This is a genomic window from Acinetobacter sp. 766875, assembly GCF_000582055.1.
Classification (GTDB): Bacteria; Pseudomonadota; Gammaproteobacteria; order Pseudomonadales; family Moraxellaceae; genus Acinetobacter; species Acinetobacter nosocomialis.
Genome location: NZ_JEXX01000003.1, coordinates 239913 through 256154 on the forward strand (window position 1 = coordinate 239913; position 16242 = coordinate 256154).

At 39.6% G+C, this 16242-nt stretch carries 11 protein-coding genes and 1 pseudogene; 11 read left to right on the top strand and 1 reads right to left on the bottom strand.

Annotated features, from left to right (window positions below; translation table 11 throughout):
* The first annotated feature begins 3 nt into the window (after nucleotides 1-3).
* The 8 genes and pseudogenes from sdhA to sucD all read left to right on the top strand — a co-directional run bounded on the left by sdhA (nucleotide 4) and on the right by sucD (nucleotide 10884).
* A complete protein-coding gene (gene sdhA, locus J576_RS05235; RefSeq protein ID WP_002051114.1) occupies nucleotides 4-1839 on the top strand; it encodes a succinate dehydrogenase flavoprotein subunit in 1836 nt (611 codons plus the stop codon).
* Between the two features lie 14 nt (nucleotides 1840-1853).
* Complete coding sequence (locus J576_RS05240; RefSeq protein ID WP_002051353.1) at nucleotides 1854-2564, top strand: succinate dehydrogenase iron-sulfur subunit; 711 nt, start codon at nucleotides 1854-1856, stop codon at nucleotides 2562-2564.
* A gap of 283 nt (nucleotides 2565-2847) precedes the next feature.
* Nucleotides 2848-2976 (top strand): annotated as a pseudogene (locus J576_RS19560) (hypothetical protein).
* A 157-nt stretch (nucleotides 2977-3133) separates the two neighbouring features.
* Nucleotides 3134-5974, top strand: coding sequence for a 2-oxoglutarate dehydrogenase E1 component (locus tag J576_RS05245; RefSeq protein ID WP_002051480.1), 2841 nt, complete (start codon nucleotides 3134-3136; stop codon nucleotides 5972-5974).
* On the top strand, nucleotides 5974-7167 hold the full coding sequence (gene odhB, locus J576_RS05250; protein WP_002051292.1) for a 2-oxoglutarate dehydrogenase complex dihydrolipoyllysine-residue succinyltransferase: 1194 nt from the start codon (nucleotides 5974-5976) through the stop codon (nucleotides 7165-7167). The genes J576_RS05245 and odhB overlap by 1 nt, the downstream gene beginning before the upstream one ends.
* A 62-nt stretch (nucleotides 7168-7229) precedes the next feature.
* Nucleotides 7230-8663 (top strand): dihydrolipoyl dehydrogenase, encoded by a 1434-nt coding sequence (gene lpdA, locus J576_RS05255; RefSeq protein ID WP_002051272.1) that lies wholly within the window; start codon nucleotides 7230-7232, stop codon nucleotides 8661-8663.
* 149 nt (nucleotides 8664-8812) lie between these two features.
* Nucleotides 8813-9979: an ADP-forming succinate--CoA ligase subunit beta gene (gene sucC, locus J576_RS05260; RefSeq protein ID WP_001048573.1), complete on the top strand. Its 1167-nt coding sequence runs from the start codon at nucleotides 8813-8815 to the stop codon at nucleotides 9977-9979.
* A 14-nt stretch (nucleotides 9980-9993) separates the two neighbouring features.
* Complete coding sequence (gene sucD, locus J576_RS05265) at nucleotides 9994-10884, top strand: succinate--CoA ligase subunit alpha (RefSeq protein ID WP_002051332.1); 891 nt, start codon at nucleotides 9994-9996, stop codon at nucleotides 10882-10884.
* Between the two features lie 411 nt (nucleotides 10885-11295).
* On the opposite strand, the gene trpS is transcribed toward sucD, so the two are convergent.
* Nucleotides 11296-12309 (bottom strand): tryptophan--tRNA ligase, encoded by a 1014-nt coding sequence (gene trpS, locus J576_RS05270; protein WP_033855522.1) that lies wholly within the window; start codon nucleotides 12307-12309, stop codon nucleotides 11296-11298.
* A 206-nt stretch (nucleotides 12310-12515) separates the two neighbouring features.
* On the opposite strand from trpS, the gene J576_RS05275 reads away from it, so the two are divergent.
* The 3 genes from J576_RS05275 to J576_RS05285 all read left to right on the top strand — a co-directional run bounded on the left by J576_RS05275 (nucleotide 12516) and on the right by J576_RS05285 (nucleotide 16102).
* Nucleotides 12516-13439, top strand: a complete 924-nt coding sequence (locus J576_RS05275; RefSeq protein WP_033855523.1) for a DUF808 domain-containing protein — start codon at nucleotides 12516-12518, stop codon at nucleotides 13437-13439.
* A 29-nt stretch (nucleotides 13440-13468) separates the two neighbouring features.
* Nucleotides 13469-14368, top strand: a complete 900-nt coding sequence (gene ypfJ, locus J576_RS05280) for a KPN_02809 family neutral zinc metallopeptidase (protein WP_002051488.1) — start codon at nucleotides 13469-13471, stop codon at nucleotides 14366-14368.
* A gap of 231 nt (nucleotides 14369-14599) precedes the next feature.
* Nucleotides 14600-16102 (top strand): cation:proton antiporter, encoded by a 1503-nt coding sequence (locus tag J576_RS05285; RefSeq protein ID WP_002051161.1) that lies wholly within the window; start codon nucleotides 14600-14602, stop codon nucleotides 16100-16102.
* The last annotated feature ends 140 nt before the right edge of the window (nucleotides 16103-16242 follow it).

Here is a 16242-nt window from a genome sequence, read left to right on the forward strand (position 1 = left end):
ATCATGGGCGCGATAAACCCTAAAGAAGATTATTCAAATATTCAAAACCTCACTTTCGATGCTGTTATCGTTGGTGGTGGTGGTTCTGGTATGCGTGCATCTTACCAACTTGCTCAAGCAGGTTTGAAAGTTGCTGTACTTACTAAAGTTTTCCCAACACGTTCACATACAGTTGCTGCTCAGGGCGGTATCGGTGCGTCGTTAGGTAACATGCAAGAAGATAACTGGCATTTCCACTTTTACGATACGGTAAAAGGTTCTGACTGGTTAGGTGACCAAGACGCAATTGAATTTATGTGTCGTGAAGCACCAAAAGTTGTGTATGAACTTGAACATATGGGTATGCCGTTTGACCGTAACGCTGATGGTACAATTTACCAACGTCCGTTCGGTGGTCACTCTGCGAACTATGGTGATAAACCAGTTCCACGTGCTTGTGCTGCTGCTGACCGTACTGGTCACGCATTATTGCACACGCTTTATCAAAGCAACGTGAAAATGGGTACTCAATTCTTCGTTGAATGGATCGCTCTTGATTTGATCCGTAACGAAGCAGGTGATGTGCTTGGTGTGACTGCAATTGACCAAGAAACTGGTAATATTGCCGTATTCCAAGCAAAAGCAACATTGTTTGCAACTGGTGGTGCTGGTCGTGTTTACCGTGCATCAACAAATGCTTATATCAACACTGGTGACGGTCTTGGTATGGCTGCTCGTGCTGGCATTCCATTACAAGATATGGAATTCTGGCAATTCCACCCTACGGGTGTTGCGGGCGCAGGTGTATTGTTAACTGAAGGTTGTCGTGGTGAAGGTGCGATCCTTCGTAACAAAGACGGCGAACCGTTCATGGAACGTTATGCACCGACTTTAAAAGACTTGGCTCCACGTGACTTCGTATCACGCTCTATGGACCAGGAAATTAAAGAAGGTCGTGGTTGTGGTCCAAAAGGTGATTATATCTTACTTGATATGACTCATTTAGGTGCTGACACAATTATGAAGCGTTTACCATCTGTATTTGAGATCGGTAAAAAATTCGCAAACGTAGACATTACTAAAGAACCAATTCCAGTAGTGCCAACAATCCATTATCAAATGGGTGGTATTCCTACGAATATGCATGGTCAAGTGTGCTTACCAGAACCTGGTACAGACAACTACACTAAGCCTGTAAAAGGTTTCTATGCAATTGGTGAATGTTCTTGCGTATCAGTACATGGTGCAAACCGTTTAGGTACTAACTCACTTCTTGACTTGGTTGTATTTGGTAAAGCTGCTGGTGAGCACATTATCGACTACGTAACTAAGCATCATGGTGATGAATATGCACCGCTTCCAACAAACGTATTAGAGCAAACTTTAAATCGCGTACGTAAGTTGGATGAATCAACTTCTGGTGAAAATGCACAAGAAGTTGCTGATGCAATTCGTGATATCGTTCAAGACCACGCTGGTGTGTTCCGTACTCAAGCATTGCTTGATAAAGGTGTTAAAGAGATTCTTGCTCTTGAACCGCGTGTGCGTAACATTCACTTGAAAGATAAATCTAAAGTATTTAACACTGCACGTGTTGAAGCGCTTGAAGTTGAAAACTTATATGAAGTTGCAAAAGCTACATTAATTTCAGCTGCTGCGCGTAAAGAATGTCGTGGTGCGCATACGGTAGTTGACTATGAATTACCAGCTGATCACCCAACTTATTCATACGGTCGCCGTGATGATGAGTGGATGAAACATACTTTATGGTATTCATCAGATAACCGTTTGGAATATAAGCCAGTGCGCTTCAAGCCGTTAACTGTTGATCCAATTCCACCAGCACCACGTACATTCTAATCGGGAGTATAAAGATGAGTAGAGGTACTCGTACATTCGAAATCTACCGCTATGATCCTGATAAGGATAAAGCGCCGTACATGCAAACTTTCAAACTTGAATTGACTGATAAGCACCGTATGTTGCTTGATGCATTGCTTGCTTTGAAAGTTCAAGACGAAACGTTAACATTCCGTCGCTCTTGCCGTGAAGGTATTTGTGGTTCTGATGGTGTGAACATCAATGGTAAAAATGGTTTAGCTTGCTTGCAAAACCTTAATGACCTACCAGAGAAAATCGTAATTCGTCCATTGCCAGGTTTGCCGGTTGTTAAAGATTTGGTTGTTGATATGAACCAATTCTATGATCAATATGACAAAATTCAGCCATTCTTGATCAATAACCAGCCAGCTCCACCTAAAGAGCGTTTACAGTCTCCGGAAGAGCGTGAACACTTAAATGGTTTGTATGAGTGTATTCTTTGTGCATGTTGTTCAACTTCATGCCCATCATTCTGGTGGAACCCTGATAAATTCTTGGGTCCTTCAGCATTGTTGAATGCATACCGTTTTATTATCGATTCTCGTGATACTGCGACTGCAGATCGTTTGGCTCGTCTTGACGATCCATTCAGTTTGTTCCGCTGTAAAGGTATCATGAACTGTGTGTCAGTATGTCCTAAAGGTTTGAATCCAACAAAAGCTATCGGTCACATCCGTAATATGTTGTTAGATCAAGCGGGTTAATTCTGCACAAATAGAGAACGCACATCCTTGATGTGCGTTTTTTTTTAATTTTATAATAGACGTCTTATACTTTAGTCGTTAAAAGAGGGGTTTTTATATAAAGCACCATATATTAATAGATAAAATTGGATATGTATTTCGCCAATTTATAGATGGTATGTGTCAAAAAAATCAATCGTTCGTTAAGAACATGATACGATTTGCCACAAAGTTGTAGGTAAAAAAAGCGTATACTAGTGAAATTAAATTAAGTGGCACGATCTTAGATCAGTGCTTAATTTTTATGGTCAAAGTCATTTTAGAAAAGTTAATTGTATAGTTAATTTTTCTAAAAAGATTTGCAAAAAATTGCTCGGTTTTAATCGAGTATAAGGTGAGTGATGATGCCATTGAGGGCGTTGTGATTCATTAATTACCTATGGAGTTTTCTCTCTAGGTAGTATGACGCCCCATGGTCTTGAAGACCTGTTGGGTAAGTAGTGTCATTTTTACCAATTTGACATTATGCATCATGGGTGTGCTTAAAAGGCAGCCTGTAATATTTTTTGCAATAGGAAATGGGTCCACAAATGCAAGAAGTTGCTGACGCATTGCGTCTTGACACTGAACTTTCCGCTGATAGTGCAGCGTATATTGAAGAACTTTACGAGCAGTACCTGACTTCCCCAACCTCCGTCGCTGAGGACTGGCGCCAATATTTCGATAAATATCCAAAGGGTGACCAACCACACAGCGCTGTGCGTGAGCAATTCCTATTACTAGGACGTAATGCTAATCGTGTTCAACCTGTTGTACAAAGTACTGTAAGTACTGAGCATGAGCGTCGTCAAATTGGCGTTTTACAACTTATTGCTGCTTATCGCAATCGCGGACATCAAAAAGCTAAATTAGATCCATTAGGTCTTGCTAAGCGTGAAGATATTCCTGATTTAGATCTTTCAGCACACGGTTTAACCAAATCAGATTTAGATACAGTATTCAATACAGGCAATCTTGAGATTGGCAAGAGCGAAGCAACGCTTGCCGAAATGATTGAAGCAATGGAAGCAATCTATTGTGGTTCAATCGGTGTTGAATACATGCACATCGTGGACACAAAAGAAAAACGTTGGATTCAACAGCGTCTTGAAAGTGCCCGTGGTAAATTCAATTTCTCAAATGATCAAAAGAAAGGCTTCTTAGAGCGTTTAACTGCTGCTGAGGGGCTAGAAAAATATCTCGGTAATAAATACGTCGGTGCTAAACGCTTTGGTGTTGAAGGCGGCGAATCTTTTATTCCTATGGTAAATGAGATTATCCAGCGTGCTGGTGCTGTAGGTTGTAAAGAAGTTGTTATCGGTATGCCACACCGTGGCCGTTTGAACCTTCTTGTTAATATTATGGGTAAAAATCCGGCGGACTTGTTTGGTGAGTTCGAAGGTAAATCACTTCATAAGAAAGGTTCTGGTGACGTTAAATACCACCAAGGTTTCTCAAGTAATGTAATGACTCCAGGTGGTGAAGTTCACTTGGCATTGGCATTTAACCCATCTCACTTGGAAATTGTTGGTCCTGTAGTTGAAGGTTCTGTGCGTGCGCGTCAAGTACGTCGTAGAGACATTGGCGGTGATGACGTATTGCCAGTTATTGTTCATGGTGATGCTGCATTTGCAGGTCAAGGTGTGAACATGGAAACCTTCCAAATGTCACAAACTCGTGGCTATACAGTTGGTGGTACGGTTCATATTATTGTGAATAACCAAGTTGGTTTCACAACTTCTGATCCACGTGATGCGCGTTCTACAGAGTACTGTACAGACGTTGCTAAAATGATTCAGGCACCGATTTTCCATGTAAATGGTGATGATCCTGAAGCTGTTATCTTTGCTACTCAATTAGCACATGATTTCCGTCACGAATTCCGTAAAGATGTTGTTATCGATTTGTTCTGTTATCGCCGTCGTGGTCATAACGAAGCGGATGAGCCATCTGGTACACAACCATTGATGTATCAAGTAATTGCGAAGAAAGCAACTACTCGTACACTTTATGCTGATCAACTTGTACAAGAGAAAGTACTTGATCGTGCTGAAGCTGATCAAATGGTTGAAGATTACCGTTCTGATTTAGAAGCGGGTAATCATGTAGCAAATGCATTGATTCTTGAACCAAATACCAAAATGTTTGTTGATTGGACTCCATATTTGGGCCATGACTATACAGACGATTGGGATACTTCATTTGACTTGAACCGCCTTAAAGAATTAGGCGAGGGCATGAGCAAACTTCCTGAAGGGTTTGTAATGCAGCGTCAGGTTCAAAAAGTAATTGAAGATCGCGTGAAAATGCAAACTGGCGAAACTCCTTTAAACTGGGGTGCAGCAGAAACTTTAGCTTATGCGACTTTATTGGATGAAGACTATCTAGTTCGTATTACTGGTGAAGACGTAGGTCGTGGTACCTTCTCACACCGTCATGCGAAATTGCATAACCAAGTTGACGGTTCAACTTACATTCCTCTTTGTCATGTTAAAGAGAACCAACCACGTTTCGCGATTTACGATTCTTTGTTATCTGAAGAAGCAGTTCTTGCATTTGAATATGGTTACGCAACTACAATTCCTAAGAGCTTAATTATTTGGGAAGCACAATTTGGTGACTTCGTAAACTGTGCTCAGGTTGTGATTGATCAGTTTATTGCTTCTGGTGAGACTAAGTGGGAGCGTGTTTGTGGTTTAACGATGTTGTTACCACATGGTTTCGAAGGTCAAGGTCCAGAGCACTCTTCAGCTCGTTTAGAACGTTTCTTACAGTTATGTGCTGAAGACAACATGCAAGTGATCACTCCAACGACACCTGCACAGATTTTCCATGCATTACGTCGTCAGGCTGTACGCCCAATTCGTAAGCCATTAATCGTAATGTCACCGAAATCTTTACTTCGTCATAAACTTGCGACTTCTACTTTAGAAGAGCTAGCACATGGTTCATTCCAAACTGTAATTGACGAAATCGATCAAATTAATAAGTCAGATGTAACTCGTCTTGTACTTTGTGGCGGTAAAGTTTATTACGACTTACTCGAAAAACGTCGTGAACAAAACTTAACTAATGTTGCAATCGTACGTATCGAACAGTTGTATCCATACCCAGAGCAACGTCTTGCAGAAATCTTGGCTGCTTATCCAAATGTGAAAGAACTCGTTTGGGCACAAGAAGAGCCGAAGAACCAAGGCGCTTGGTTGTTTATCGCACCGCGTTTATATGACGATATCTTAAAATCTGGCAAACAAATCCGTATCAGTTTTGCAGGTCGTGAAGCTTCTGCTGCACCAGCTTGTGGCTCACCGTACTTGCATGCAAAACAACAAGCTCAGCTAATTAATGATGCATTGGCAATCGAAGCTGAACAATCAGGAGATTCTCAATAATGGCAACCGAAATTAAAGCACCGGTATTCCCAGAGTCTGTTGCAGATGGCACCATCGCAACTTGGCATAAAAAGGTGGGTGAACCTGTATCACGTGATGAAGTAATCTGTGATATTGAAACCGACAAAGTTGTTTTAGAAGTTGTTGCTCCTGCAGATGGTAGCTTGGTTGCAATCATTAAAGGTGAAGGCGATACAGTTCTTTCTGACGAAGTTATTGCTCAATTCGAAGCTGGTGCTGGCGCAGCTGCTGCTCCTGCAGCAGTAGAACAAGCAGTTGCTCAAACTCAAGCTGGTGCAGCTCCTGTTGTTGAGCGTACAGAAACTGTGTCTGATCAAGCTCCTGCGGTTCGTAAAGCGTTAACTGAATCTGGTATTGCTGCTTCTGACGTACAAGGTACTGGTCGTGGTGGTCGTATCACTAAAGAAGATGTTGCAAACCATCAAGCTAAACCAGCTGCTAACGTTACTCCGTTAAGCGTTGCTGTTGGCGAGCGTATCGAAAAACGCGTTCCAATGACTCGTTTACGTAAACGTGTTGCTGAGCGTCTTCTTGCAGCTACTCAAGAAACTGCAATGTTAACTACATTTAACGAAGTTAACATGAAGCCAATCATGGAATTGCGTAAGCAATATAAAGATGCTTTCGAAAAACGTCATGGTGCTCGTTTAGGCTTCATGTCATTCTTCGTTAAAGCAGCAACTGAAGCGCTTAAACGCTACCCAGCTGTAAATGCTTCAATTGATGGCGACGATATCGTTTATCACGGTTACTATGACATCGGTGTTGCAGTATCTTCTGATCGTGGTCTTGTTGTACCAGTATTACGTGATACTGACCGTATGAGCTACGCAGAAGTTGAAGCAGGTATTGCTGCTTATGCTGCTAAAGCACGTGATGGTAAATTATCTATCGAAGAAATGACTGGTGGTACTTTCACTATCACTAACGGTGGTACTTTCGGTTCATTGCTTTCAACTCCTATTTTGAACCAGCCGCAAACTGGTATCTTGGGTATGCACAAAATCCAAGAGCGTCCTATGGCGGTAAATGGTCAAGTTGAAATCTTGCCAATGATGTACTTAGCGCTTTCTTACGACCACCGTATGATCGATGGTAAAGAAGCTGTAGGTTTCTTAGTCGCAATCAAAGAATTGTTAGAAGAGCCAGCTAAACTCATCCTTGATCTTTAATTTCTTCGAATAAATACCTACCAGGGTAGAGCGATCCTCTATCCTGGTTTATGGAGATAAAAATGTCTCAACAATTTGATCTTGTTGTCATCGGCGGTGGTCCTGGTGGTTATGAAGCTGCGATTCGCGCTGCTCAACTAGGTTTCAAAGTCGCTTGTATTGAAAAACGTATTCACAACGGTAAGCCTTCTTTAGGTGGTACTTGCTTAAACGTAGGTTGTATCCCTTCTAAAGCTTTGCTTGATTCTTCTCATCGTTATGAAGATACAGTGCATCACTTAGCTGATCACGGTATTACAACTGGTGAAGTGAATTTCGATCTTGCAAAACTTCTTGCTCGTAAAGACAAAATTGTTGACCAATTAACTGGCGGTATCGACCAATTGCTTAAAGGCAACGGTATTGAGTGGTTAAAAGGTACAGGTAAATTACTTGCTGGTAAAAAAGTTGAGTTCGTTTCTCATGAAGGTGAAACTCAAGTTTTAGAGCCTAAATACGTGATTCTTGCGTCTGGTTCTGTGCCTGTAAATATTCCTGTAGCTCCTGTAGATCAAGATATTATTGTTGATTCAACTGGCGCATTAAACTTCCCAGAAGTACCTAAGCGTTTAGGTGTAATTGGTGCAGGTGTAATCGGTTTAGAACTTGGCTCAGTATGGCGTCGTCTTGGTGCTGAAGTTGTTGTATTTGAAGCAATGGATGCATTCTTGCCAATGGCTGATAAAGCTTTGGCAAAAGAATACCAAAAGCTTTTAACTAAGCAAGGTCTTGATATTCGCGTTGGTGCTAAAGTTTCTGGCACTGAAGTTAATGGTCGTGAAGTGACTGTTAAATACACTCAAGGTGGCGAAGAAAAAACTCAAACTTTTGACAAATTAATCGTTTGTGTTGGCCGTAAAGCTTATGCAGAAGGTTTATTGGCTGAAGATTCAGGCATTAAATTAACTGAACGTGGTTTAGTTGAAGTAAACGATCACTGTGCAACTTCTGTAGAAGGTGTATATGCGATTGGTGACTTGGTTCGCGGTCCAATGCTTGCTCATAAAGCAATGGAAGAGGGTGTAATGGCTGTTGAACGTATTCACGGTCATGCTGCTCAAGTAAACTATGACACAATCATTTCTGTTATCTATACACACCCTGAAGCGGCGTGGGTTGGTTTAACTGAAGAACAAGCTAAAGAAAAAGGTCATGAAGTAAAAACTGGTCAATTCGGTTTTGCTGTAAATGGTCGTGCTTTAGCTGCTGGTGAAGGTGCAGGTTTTGTTAAGTTCGTTGCTGATGCAAAAACTGACCGTTTATTAGGTATGCATGTGATTGGACCTGCAGCATCTGATATCGTTCACCAAGGTATGATCGCTCTTGAATTTGTATCTTCTGTTGAAGATCTTCAGTTGATGACTTTTGGTCACCCAACATTCTCTGAAGTTGTTCATGAAGCTGCACTTGCTGTAGATGGTCGTGCAATTCACGCGATTCAACGTAAGCGTAAATAAAATTAAAGAGCGGTTTCTCCGCTCTTTTTCACATTCGATGGTGTGATTAAAAAATCATCAAGTTGATAGACGTAGACAGCAATTTGCACATACAACATGAGAATGTTGCGCAAATTGAAGACAACAAACAAAGTTAAGTAGGTAACTAAATGAACTTACATGAGTATCAAGCTAAAGCGTTATTGAAAGAATATGGTATGCCGGTACAAGAAGGTATCTTGGCAACCAATGCAGACGAAGCAGTTGCTGCATTTGAACAGCTTGGTGGTAAATTCGCTGTAATGAAGGCGCAAGTTCATGCTGGTGGTCGTGGTAAGGCTGGTGGCGTTAAAGTTGCAAAATCTAAAGAAGATGTTATCGAATTTGCAAACAATATCATTGGTACTCGTCTTGTAACGTATCAAACAGATGCAAATGGTCAACCAGTAAACAGCATCATTGTTGCTGAAGACGTATATCCAGTTGAGCGTGAGCTTTACTTGGGCGCGGTTGTAGACCGTTCTAGCCGTCGTATTACTTTCATGGCTTCTACAGAAGGTGGTGTAGAAATCGAGAAAGTTGCTGAAGAAACTCCAGAAAAAATTATCAAAGTTGAAGTTGATCCATTAGTTGGCTTACAACCATTCCAAGCACGTGAAGTTGCGTTTGCTTTAGGTTTGAAAGACAAACAAATCGGTCAATTCGTAAAAATCATGACAGCTGCTTACCAAGCATTTGTTGAAAACGATTTTGCTTTATTTGAAATTAACCCGCTTTCTGTTCGTGAAAACGGCGAAATTTTATGTGTAGATGCGAAAGTAGGTATCGACTCTAACGCGCTTTACCGTTTACCTAAAGTTGCTGCTTTACGTGACAAATCTCAAGAGAATGAGCGTGAATTAAAAGCATCTGAATTTGATCTTAACTACGTTGCTTTAGAAGGTAACATCGGTTGTATGGTTAACGGTGCTGGTCTTGCAATGGCAACTATGGACATCATTAAACTTTATGGTGGTCAGCCTGCAAACTTCCTTGACGTTGGTGGCGGTGCAACTAAAGAGCGCGTAATTGAAGCGTTCAAAATCATCCTTGCTGATACATCTGTACAAGGTGTTTTAATTAACATCTTCGGTGGTATCGTACGTTGTGACATGATTGCTGAAGCAATTATTGCAGCGGTTCAAGAAGTAAACGTAACTGTTCCAGTTGTTGTTCGTTTAGAAGGTAACAACGCTGAGTTAGGTGCTAAATTACTTGATGAATCTGGTTTGAAATTAATTTCTGCGAACGGTTTGTCTGATGCCGCAGAAAAAGTTGTAGCTGCAGTTAAAGCGTAAGGGGAGTATCAATCATGAGCGTATTAATTAATAAAGACACTAAAGTATTGGTACAAGGTTTTACTGGTAAAAACGGTACTTTCCACTCTGCACAAGCTTTAGACTACGGTACAAAAGTTGTTGGTGGTGTTACTCCAGGTAAAGGTGGTACAACTCACCTTGACTTACCAGTATTCAACACAATGAAAGAAGCTGTACGTGAAACAAATGCAGATGCATCTGTAATCTATGTACCAGCTCCATTCGTTTTAGACTCAATCGTTGAAGCGGTTGATTCAGGTGTTGGCCTAATCGTTGTGATCACTGAAGGTGTTCCAACAATCGACATGCTTAAAGCAAAACGTTATTTAGAAACTAACGGTAACGGTACTCGTTTAGTTGGTCCTAACTGCCCAGGCGTGATCACTCCGGGTGAATGTAAGATCGGTATTATGCCTGGTCACATCCACCAACCAGGTCGTATTGGTATTATCTCACGTTCAGGTACATTGACTTATGAAGCTGTTGCTCAAACAACTAAGCTTGGTTTAGGTCAGTCTACTTGTATCGGTATTGGTGGTGACCCAATCCCAGGTATGAACCAAATCGAAGCGCTTCAATTGTTCCAAGACGATCCAGATACTGATGCAATCATCATGATCGGTGAGATCGGTGGTACAGCGGAAGAAGAAGCTGCTGAATTCATCAAATCTAACGTGACTAAGCCTGTAGTAGGTTACATCGCTGGTGTAACTGCTCCTAAAGGTAAGCGTATGGGTCACGCTGGTGCGATCATTTCTGGTGGTCAAGGTACTGCTGAAGAGAAATTTGCTGCATTTGAAAAAGCAGGTATGGCTTACACTCGTAGCCCAGCTGAGCTTGGTTCAACTATGTTGCAAGTATTAAAAGAGAAAGGTTTAGTTTAATAGCTACCTTAAATCTTTAAAAATACCGCATCTGAAAAATGATGCGGTATTTTTTTGCATCATTGAAAAGTAGCATAAAATGAAATGAGAAATAATAACGCTAAAAAGAGACAAAAAAATACGCAATGATTGGGGTGATCATTGCGTAGAACAACGAATCTGTTAAAAACAGTTTCGGCTTAAGGAGAAATGTCGTGAGGTTCATATCAACCTACTTGAGCTATATTAGTGAGGTGTTCATATTTGTTCATTAAGGTTCACGTTAATTAGTGTTACTTCACGTTAAAAGGGTAAGAGCGTGTGAATCATAATAAATATATAGAAATTGTAATAACTTAAATTATTGAATCTAAATGTAATTATGAAAAAAAGCCCCGTAGGGCTTTTTGAATTATATTTTGAATATAAGAATTAGAATTTAAATAAGCCTAAGCCATCTTTAACTTCATCTAAAGTTTGCTGAGTAATGATTCGACATTTATCAGTACCTTGACGTAAAACATCCATAATGTAATCAGGGTCTTTAGCAAGTTCTTCACGGCGCTCACGAATAGGAGTAATTAATTCTTTTAACACACCTTCGAGACGTTTTTTAACAGTACCGTCACCAAGACCACCACGACGGTAATGAGCTTTTAATTCCTCAACTTCTTCTTTGTTTGGATCAAATGCATCTAAGTAAGTAAATACGATGTTTCCTTCAACCTGACCTGGATCTTCAATACGAAGATGATTTGGGTCAGTGTACATTGCGTTTACAGCTTTTTTAATGTCTTTCTCAGAAGCATTTAAAACAATGGTATTACCTAATGACTTAGACATTTTTGCTTTACCAAAAAACCCAGGAAAAGGAGCCATATTAGAAAGCAACGCTTTACATTCAGGTAAAAGGTCTTGACCAATTTGACGGTTTACACGACGCACGATTTCATTCGTTTGCTCAATCATTGGAATCTGATCTTCACCTACTGGTACTACAGTTGCTTTAAAAGCCGTAATATCAGCCGCCTGTGCAACAGGATAGCAAAGGAAGCCCGCAGGAATGTCACGTTCAAAACCGCGCATTTGAATTTCAGATTTAATAGTCGGGTTACGTTCTAAACGAGCCACAGTTACAAAGTTAAGATATAACATTGTAAGTTCATTCAGTGCTGGTAAACATGACTGAACACAAATAGTTGTTTTAGTCGGATCAATACCAACAGCTAAATAATCTAGAGCAACTTCTAAAATGTTACGACGTACTTTATCTGGGTTATCTGCATTATCTGTTAATGCTTGTGCATCTGCTAATAAGAGGTGTTGATGGTGGCTATCCTGTAAACCTACACGTGAACGCAAAGAACCGACAAAATGCCCAAGGTGAAGTTGTCCGGTTGGGCGGTCGCCTGTCAAAATAATTGGACGCTGATCAACATTACTCATTATTTATTCCACTATCGTATTGGCTTAATCAGGGATAGTAAGCCCTGTAATATAAAAGATTGGCATTATTGTACGGGAAATAAATTTTTTTCGTCAGCGATTGGTTAAACTTTCTTAAAATAATATTGTGAATTTATTCAGTAAAATTACAGAAAACGGAATATTTCATCTTACAATAGCTAGATAAATACAAACCTGGATAAGAAATGGCAAGTGGCTTACTTTTATTACTAGATGATATTGCAACAATTTTAGATGATGTCGCTTTAATGAGCAAAATGGCAGCAAAGAAAACTGCCGGTGTTTTAGGTGATGATTTGGCTTTAAATGCACAACAGGTAACAGGTGTACGTGCAGATCGTGAATTGCCTATCGTATGGAAGGTTGCTAAAGGTTCTTTAGTTAATAAGCTTATTTTAGTACCTTTAGCTTTATTAATTAGTGTTATCGCACCGTGGCTGATTAACCCTTTATTGATGCTAGGTGGTTTATTTCTATGTTATGAAGGCGTTGAAAAAGTTCTTCATACAATTATGCATAGAAAAGCTTCAACCTCTGAGGAAGCAGAAAAAGAATTTAACAATGAAGAGCTGGATCTGGCTACTTTTGAAAAAGAGAAAGTAAAAGGAGCTATTCGAACTGACTTTATTTTATCTGCTGAAATTGTTGTTATTTCTTTAGGAACGGTTGCTACGGCGGCTTTAATAACAAAAATAAGTGTACTTAGCATTATTGCTGTTGTGATGACACTAGGTGTTTATGGCTTTGTTGGGGTGATTGTTAAGATTGATGATTTAGGATTATATTTAACAAAACAGGCTGCTTCTTTTAAACAAACTCTAGGACGTGGTTTACTTGCTTTTGCTCCTCTTTTAATGAAGCTACTTTCTATTGTTGGAACTATTGCAATGTTTTTAGTAGGTGGAGGGATTATTAACCATACAATTCCTTTACTTCATCATATTACTGATAGTACCGTCGATCATGTAGAGAATATACCCGCAGTAGGCAATATTATTGGAGCTTTAACACCGACATTAATGAACTTTGCGATTGGTATGATTGCTGGGGCGGTTGTGTTGTTTGTGGTGAGTTTAATACAGAAAATGTGGCCAAAAGCTTCTGACTAATCAGGCCATTTAATAAGAAGAGGGACGTTATGCGCTGGAGAGATCGTAGAGTCAGTACCAATGTTGAGGACCGTCGAGGTGGGGGCGGTGTTAAAGCAGGTGGTATTAGTATTATTGGTTTGGTTGTGGCATTTGTCGCATGGAAATTTTTTGGCGTTGATCCACAAATGGCTTATCAGGCAACGCAGCAGGTTACTGCTTCACAACAATCAAATGCAACCTCACCAGAAAGTTTAACACCTGAGCAAAAAGAAGCATCGGATTTTGTTGGAACTGTATTAGCTGATACAGAAGATACGTGGACACCTATATTTAAGCAATTAGGGAAAACTTATACACCGCCAACGTTAGTTTTATTTAGTGGAGTGACTCGCTCAGGTTGTGGTACCGCTCAATCTGCTATGGGACCTTTTTATTGCCCAGCTGACCAAAAAGTTTATATTGATACCGAATTCTTTAAAGATATGCGCGAGCAAATGGGGATTTCGGGTGAGCAAAATAAATCAGAGCTTTCTCGCCAAGATCAGGCAGGGGATTTTGCCCAAGCCTATGTTGTTGCGCATGAAGTAGGCCATCATGTTCAAACCTTGCTTGGTATTTCATCTCAAGTGCAACAAGCTCGTTCGCAAGTCAGCCAAAGAGAGGGTAACCAATTATCTGTTCGACAAGAGTTACAAGCTGACTGTTTAGCAGGTATATGGGCAAATCATAATCAACAACGTACTCAGTTTTTAGAGTCTGGTGATGTTGAAGAAGCAATGGATGCAGCTCAAAAAATTGGTGATGACTATTTGCAAAAACGTGCGACAGGACAAGTTGTACCTGATAGTTTTACTCATGGTACGAGTGAACAGCGGATGCATTGGTTTCAAGTGGGCTTAAAGTCCGGTGATATCAACCAATGTGATACTTTTAATAATCCTATCTAATGTTAAAGATGAGTTTATTAAAACACTTTAAATAAGCTCATCTTTTAATACCCCAACTTCATAATTAATGTTAAGAAATTTAACTGATCGATAGAATGATTAAAGTAATTCGTTAAACTTATATTCCAACTTTTAACTGTTTAGGCCCTTATAAGGTGCCTACTTCCTCATTCTGTTCAGTTTAGCTGTCTAGGTTTTTTATTTGGTCATTGACCCAGAAGAAGGGTATTCATGGGTAATTTTTTCTTATTACAAGCACTTACAGTTGTATTTGCCTTATCAATTGCAACGACTATATTCAATAAGCGTATTTTAGGCTTTCCTCAAGCTATTGGCGTGCCTCTTGTTTCTGCAATCTTTGTCTTCATTTTGCAATGGGGAGCTAGTCTCTTAAATGGTAATCAGTTCATTACCATTAATATTCACAATATTGAAGAAGCAGTACGTCATATCGATTTTTATGACTTTTTAATTAATGGCGTCATTTGTTTTATTCTGACATCTTCTGCACTGAAATTTAAAATTTCAGACTTAAGAAGTTATTGGCGACAAATTAGTATTCTAGCGACTATTGCACTAGTTATCTGCGCCGTATTGTTTGGTGGCTTACTTTACGGCTTCCAATTACTGGTTGGCCATCATGTACCAATTTTAGTTCTTCTATTATTAGGCGCGGCATTGGGAGCAACTGACCCGATCGGTATTAAAGGTGTTTTAAGTTCGATTCGTGCGCCCCATCATTTGATTGTCAAATTAGAAGGCGAATCTTTATTTAATGATGCAATGTGTATTGCACTATTTATGACATTGCTGAACGTTTTACAAGGTGAACATTTTTCGTTAGTTGCGACTTTAGAAGCTTTACTTTATGAAATTGTGGTTGCTGTCGGTATTGGATGGGCATTCGGTATAGGGACATTACGTCTATTACGTGGCAAACACGAAATGGAGTCCCTGATTCTAACAACTGCCTTACTTGCTAGCGGAGCATATTTAGTTGCTTTGTTTGCTCATGCTTCTGCTCCGATTGCTTGTGTGATTGGCGGTTTAATTGTTGGTAATAAATGGAAAGAAATCCGTGAAGAGCGTGAGATTAGAGAAGTTAATCATTTTTGGCATACAGTAGAAGGAATTATCAATTCATTCTTATTCACTTTAATTGGTCTTGAGCTATTTATTCTTGATTTGAATTTTAGCCTGATCTTAGGGGGAATAGTTGCTTTCTTTATTTTGCATATTTCTCGTTTTGCAGCAAATTTTATGTCTTTTGCTTTCTTCCCAACAATGCGTAAAACCAAAAGCTATAATGGTAGTTTAACTATCTTATCTTGGGGTGGCGTACGAGGCGGGATTTCACTTGCTTTAATTCTGGCTGTTGCAAATATTCCAGCACTTAGTCCTTATAGTAGTATTCTTATTGGATATACCTTTATTAGTGTACTGTTATCTGGTGTGGTGTGTGGTCTTGGTCTACCGGCAGTAATGAACGCATTTTATTACAACCCTAATGAAGAAACCGAAGGACTTAAAGGCTTTTACCAAAAGTTATGTCACAAAATGAATCGCCGTGGCTTTCAATATATTGTAGGAGAAGATGCGTTAGGAAGAGAAACTATTACTATCTTTAACCCTGATGTTATTGTTGATCAAAAAACAGAAGATGGTATTGCAACTATGCATGACCCTAATAAGTTACAAGAAGTAAAACGTTTTGAGAGTCCAGATAATTTTTAACTTAACTTAAAAATCTTTTTAATTAGTATTAAAAAATTAGGCTTTAGTGTAATAGTAAAATATTATCTGAAGCCATTTTTTTCTATATATATCATTATTAATATATTTTATTTTATTGAGATATTAAAAATTGTTATATA

Coding starts and splice junctions, on each gene's coding strand:
- sdhA (WP_002051114.1), top strand. CDS start 4: ATGGGCGCGATAAACCCTAAAGAAGATTATTCAAATATTCAAAACCTC.
- J576_RS05240 (WP_002051353.1), top strand. CDS start 1,854: ATGAGTAGAGGTACTCGTACATTCGAAATCTACCGCTATGATCCTGAT.
- J576_RS05245 (WP_002051480.1), top strand. CDS start 3,134: ATGCAAGAAGTTGCTGACGCATTGCGTCTTGACACTGAACTTTCCGCT.
- odhB (WP_002051292.1), top strand. CDS start 5,974: ATGGCAACCGAAATTAAAGCACCGGTATTCCCAGAGTCTGTTGCAGAT.
- lpdA (WP_002051272.1), top strand. CDS start 7,230: ATGTCTCAACAATTTGATCTTGTTGTCATCGGCGGTGGTCCTGGTGGT.
- sucC (WP_001048573.1), top strand. CDS start 8,813: ATGAACTTACATGAGTATCAAGCTAAAGCGTTATTGAAAGAATATGGT.
- sucD (WP_002051332.1), top strand. CDS start 9,994: ATGAGCGTATTAATTAATAAAGACACTAAAGTATTGGTACAAGGTTTT.
- trpS (WP_033855522.1), bottom strand. CDS start 12,309: ATGAGTAATGTTGATCAGCGTCCAATTATTTTGACAGGCGACCGCCCA.
- J576_RS05275 (WP_033855523.1), top strand. CDS start 12,516: ATGGCAAGTGGCTTACTTTTATTACTAGATGATATTGCAACAATTTTA.
- ypfJ (WP_002051488.1), top strand. CDS start 13,469: ATGCGCTGGAGAGATCGTAGAGTCAGTACCAATGTTGAGGACCGTCGA.
- J576_RS05285 (WP_002051161.1), top strand. CDS start 14,600: ATGGGTAATTTTTTCTTATTACAAGCACTTACAGTTGTATTTGCCTTA.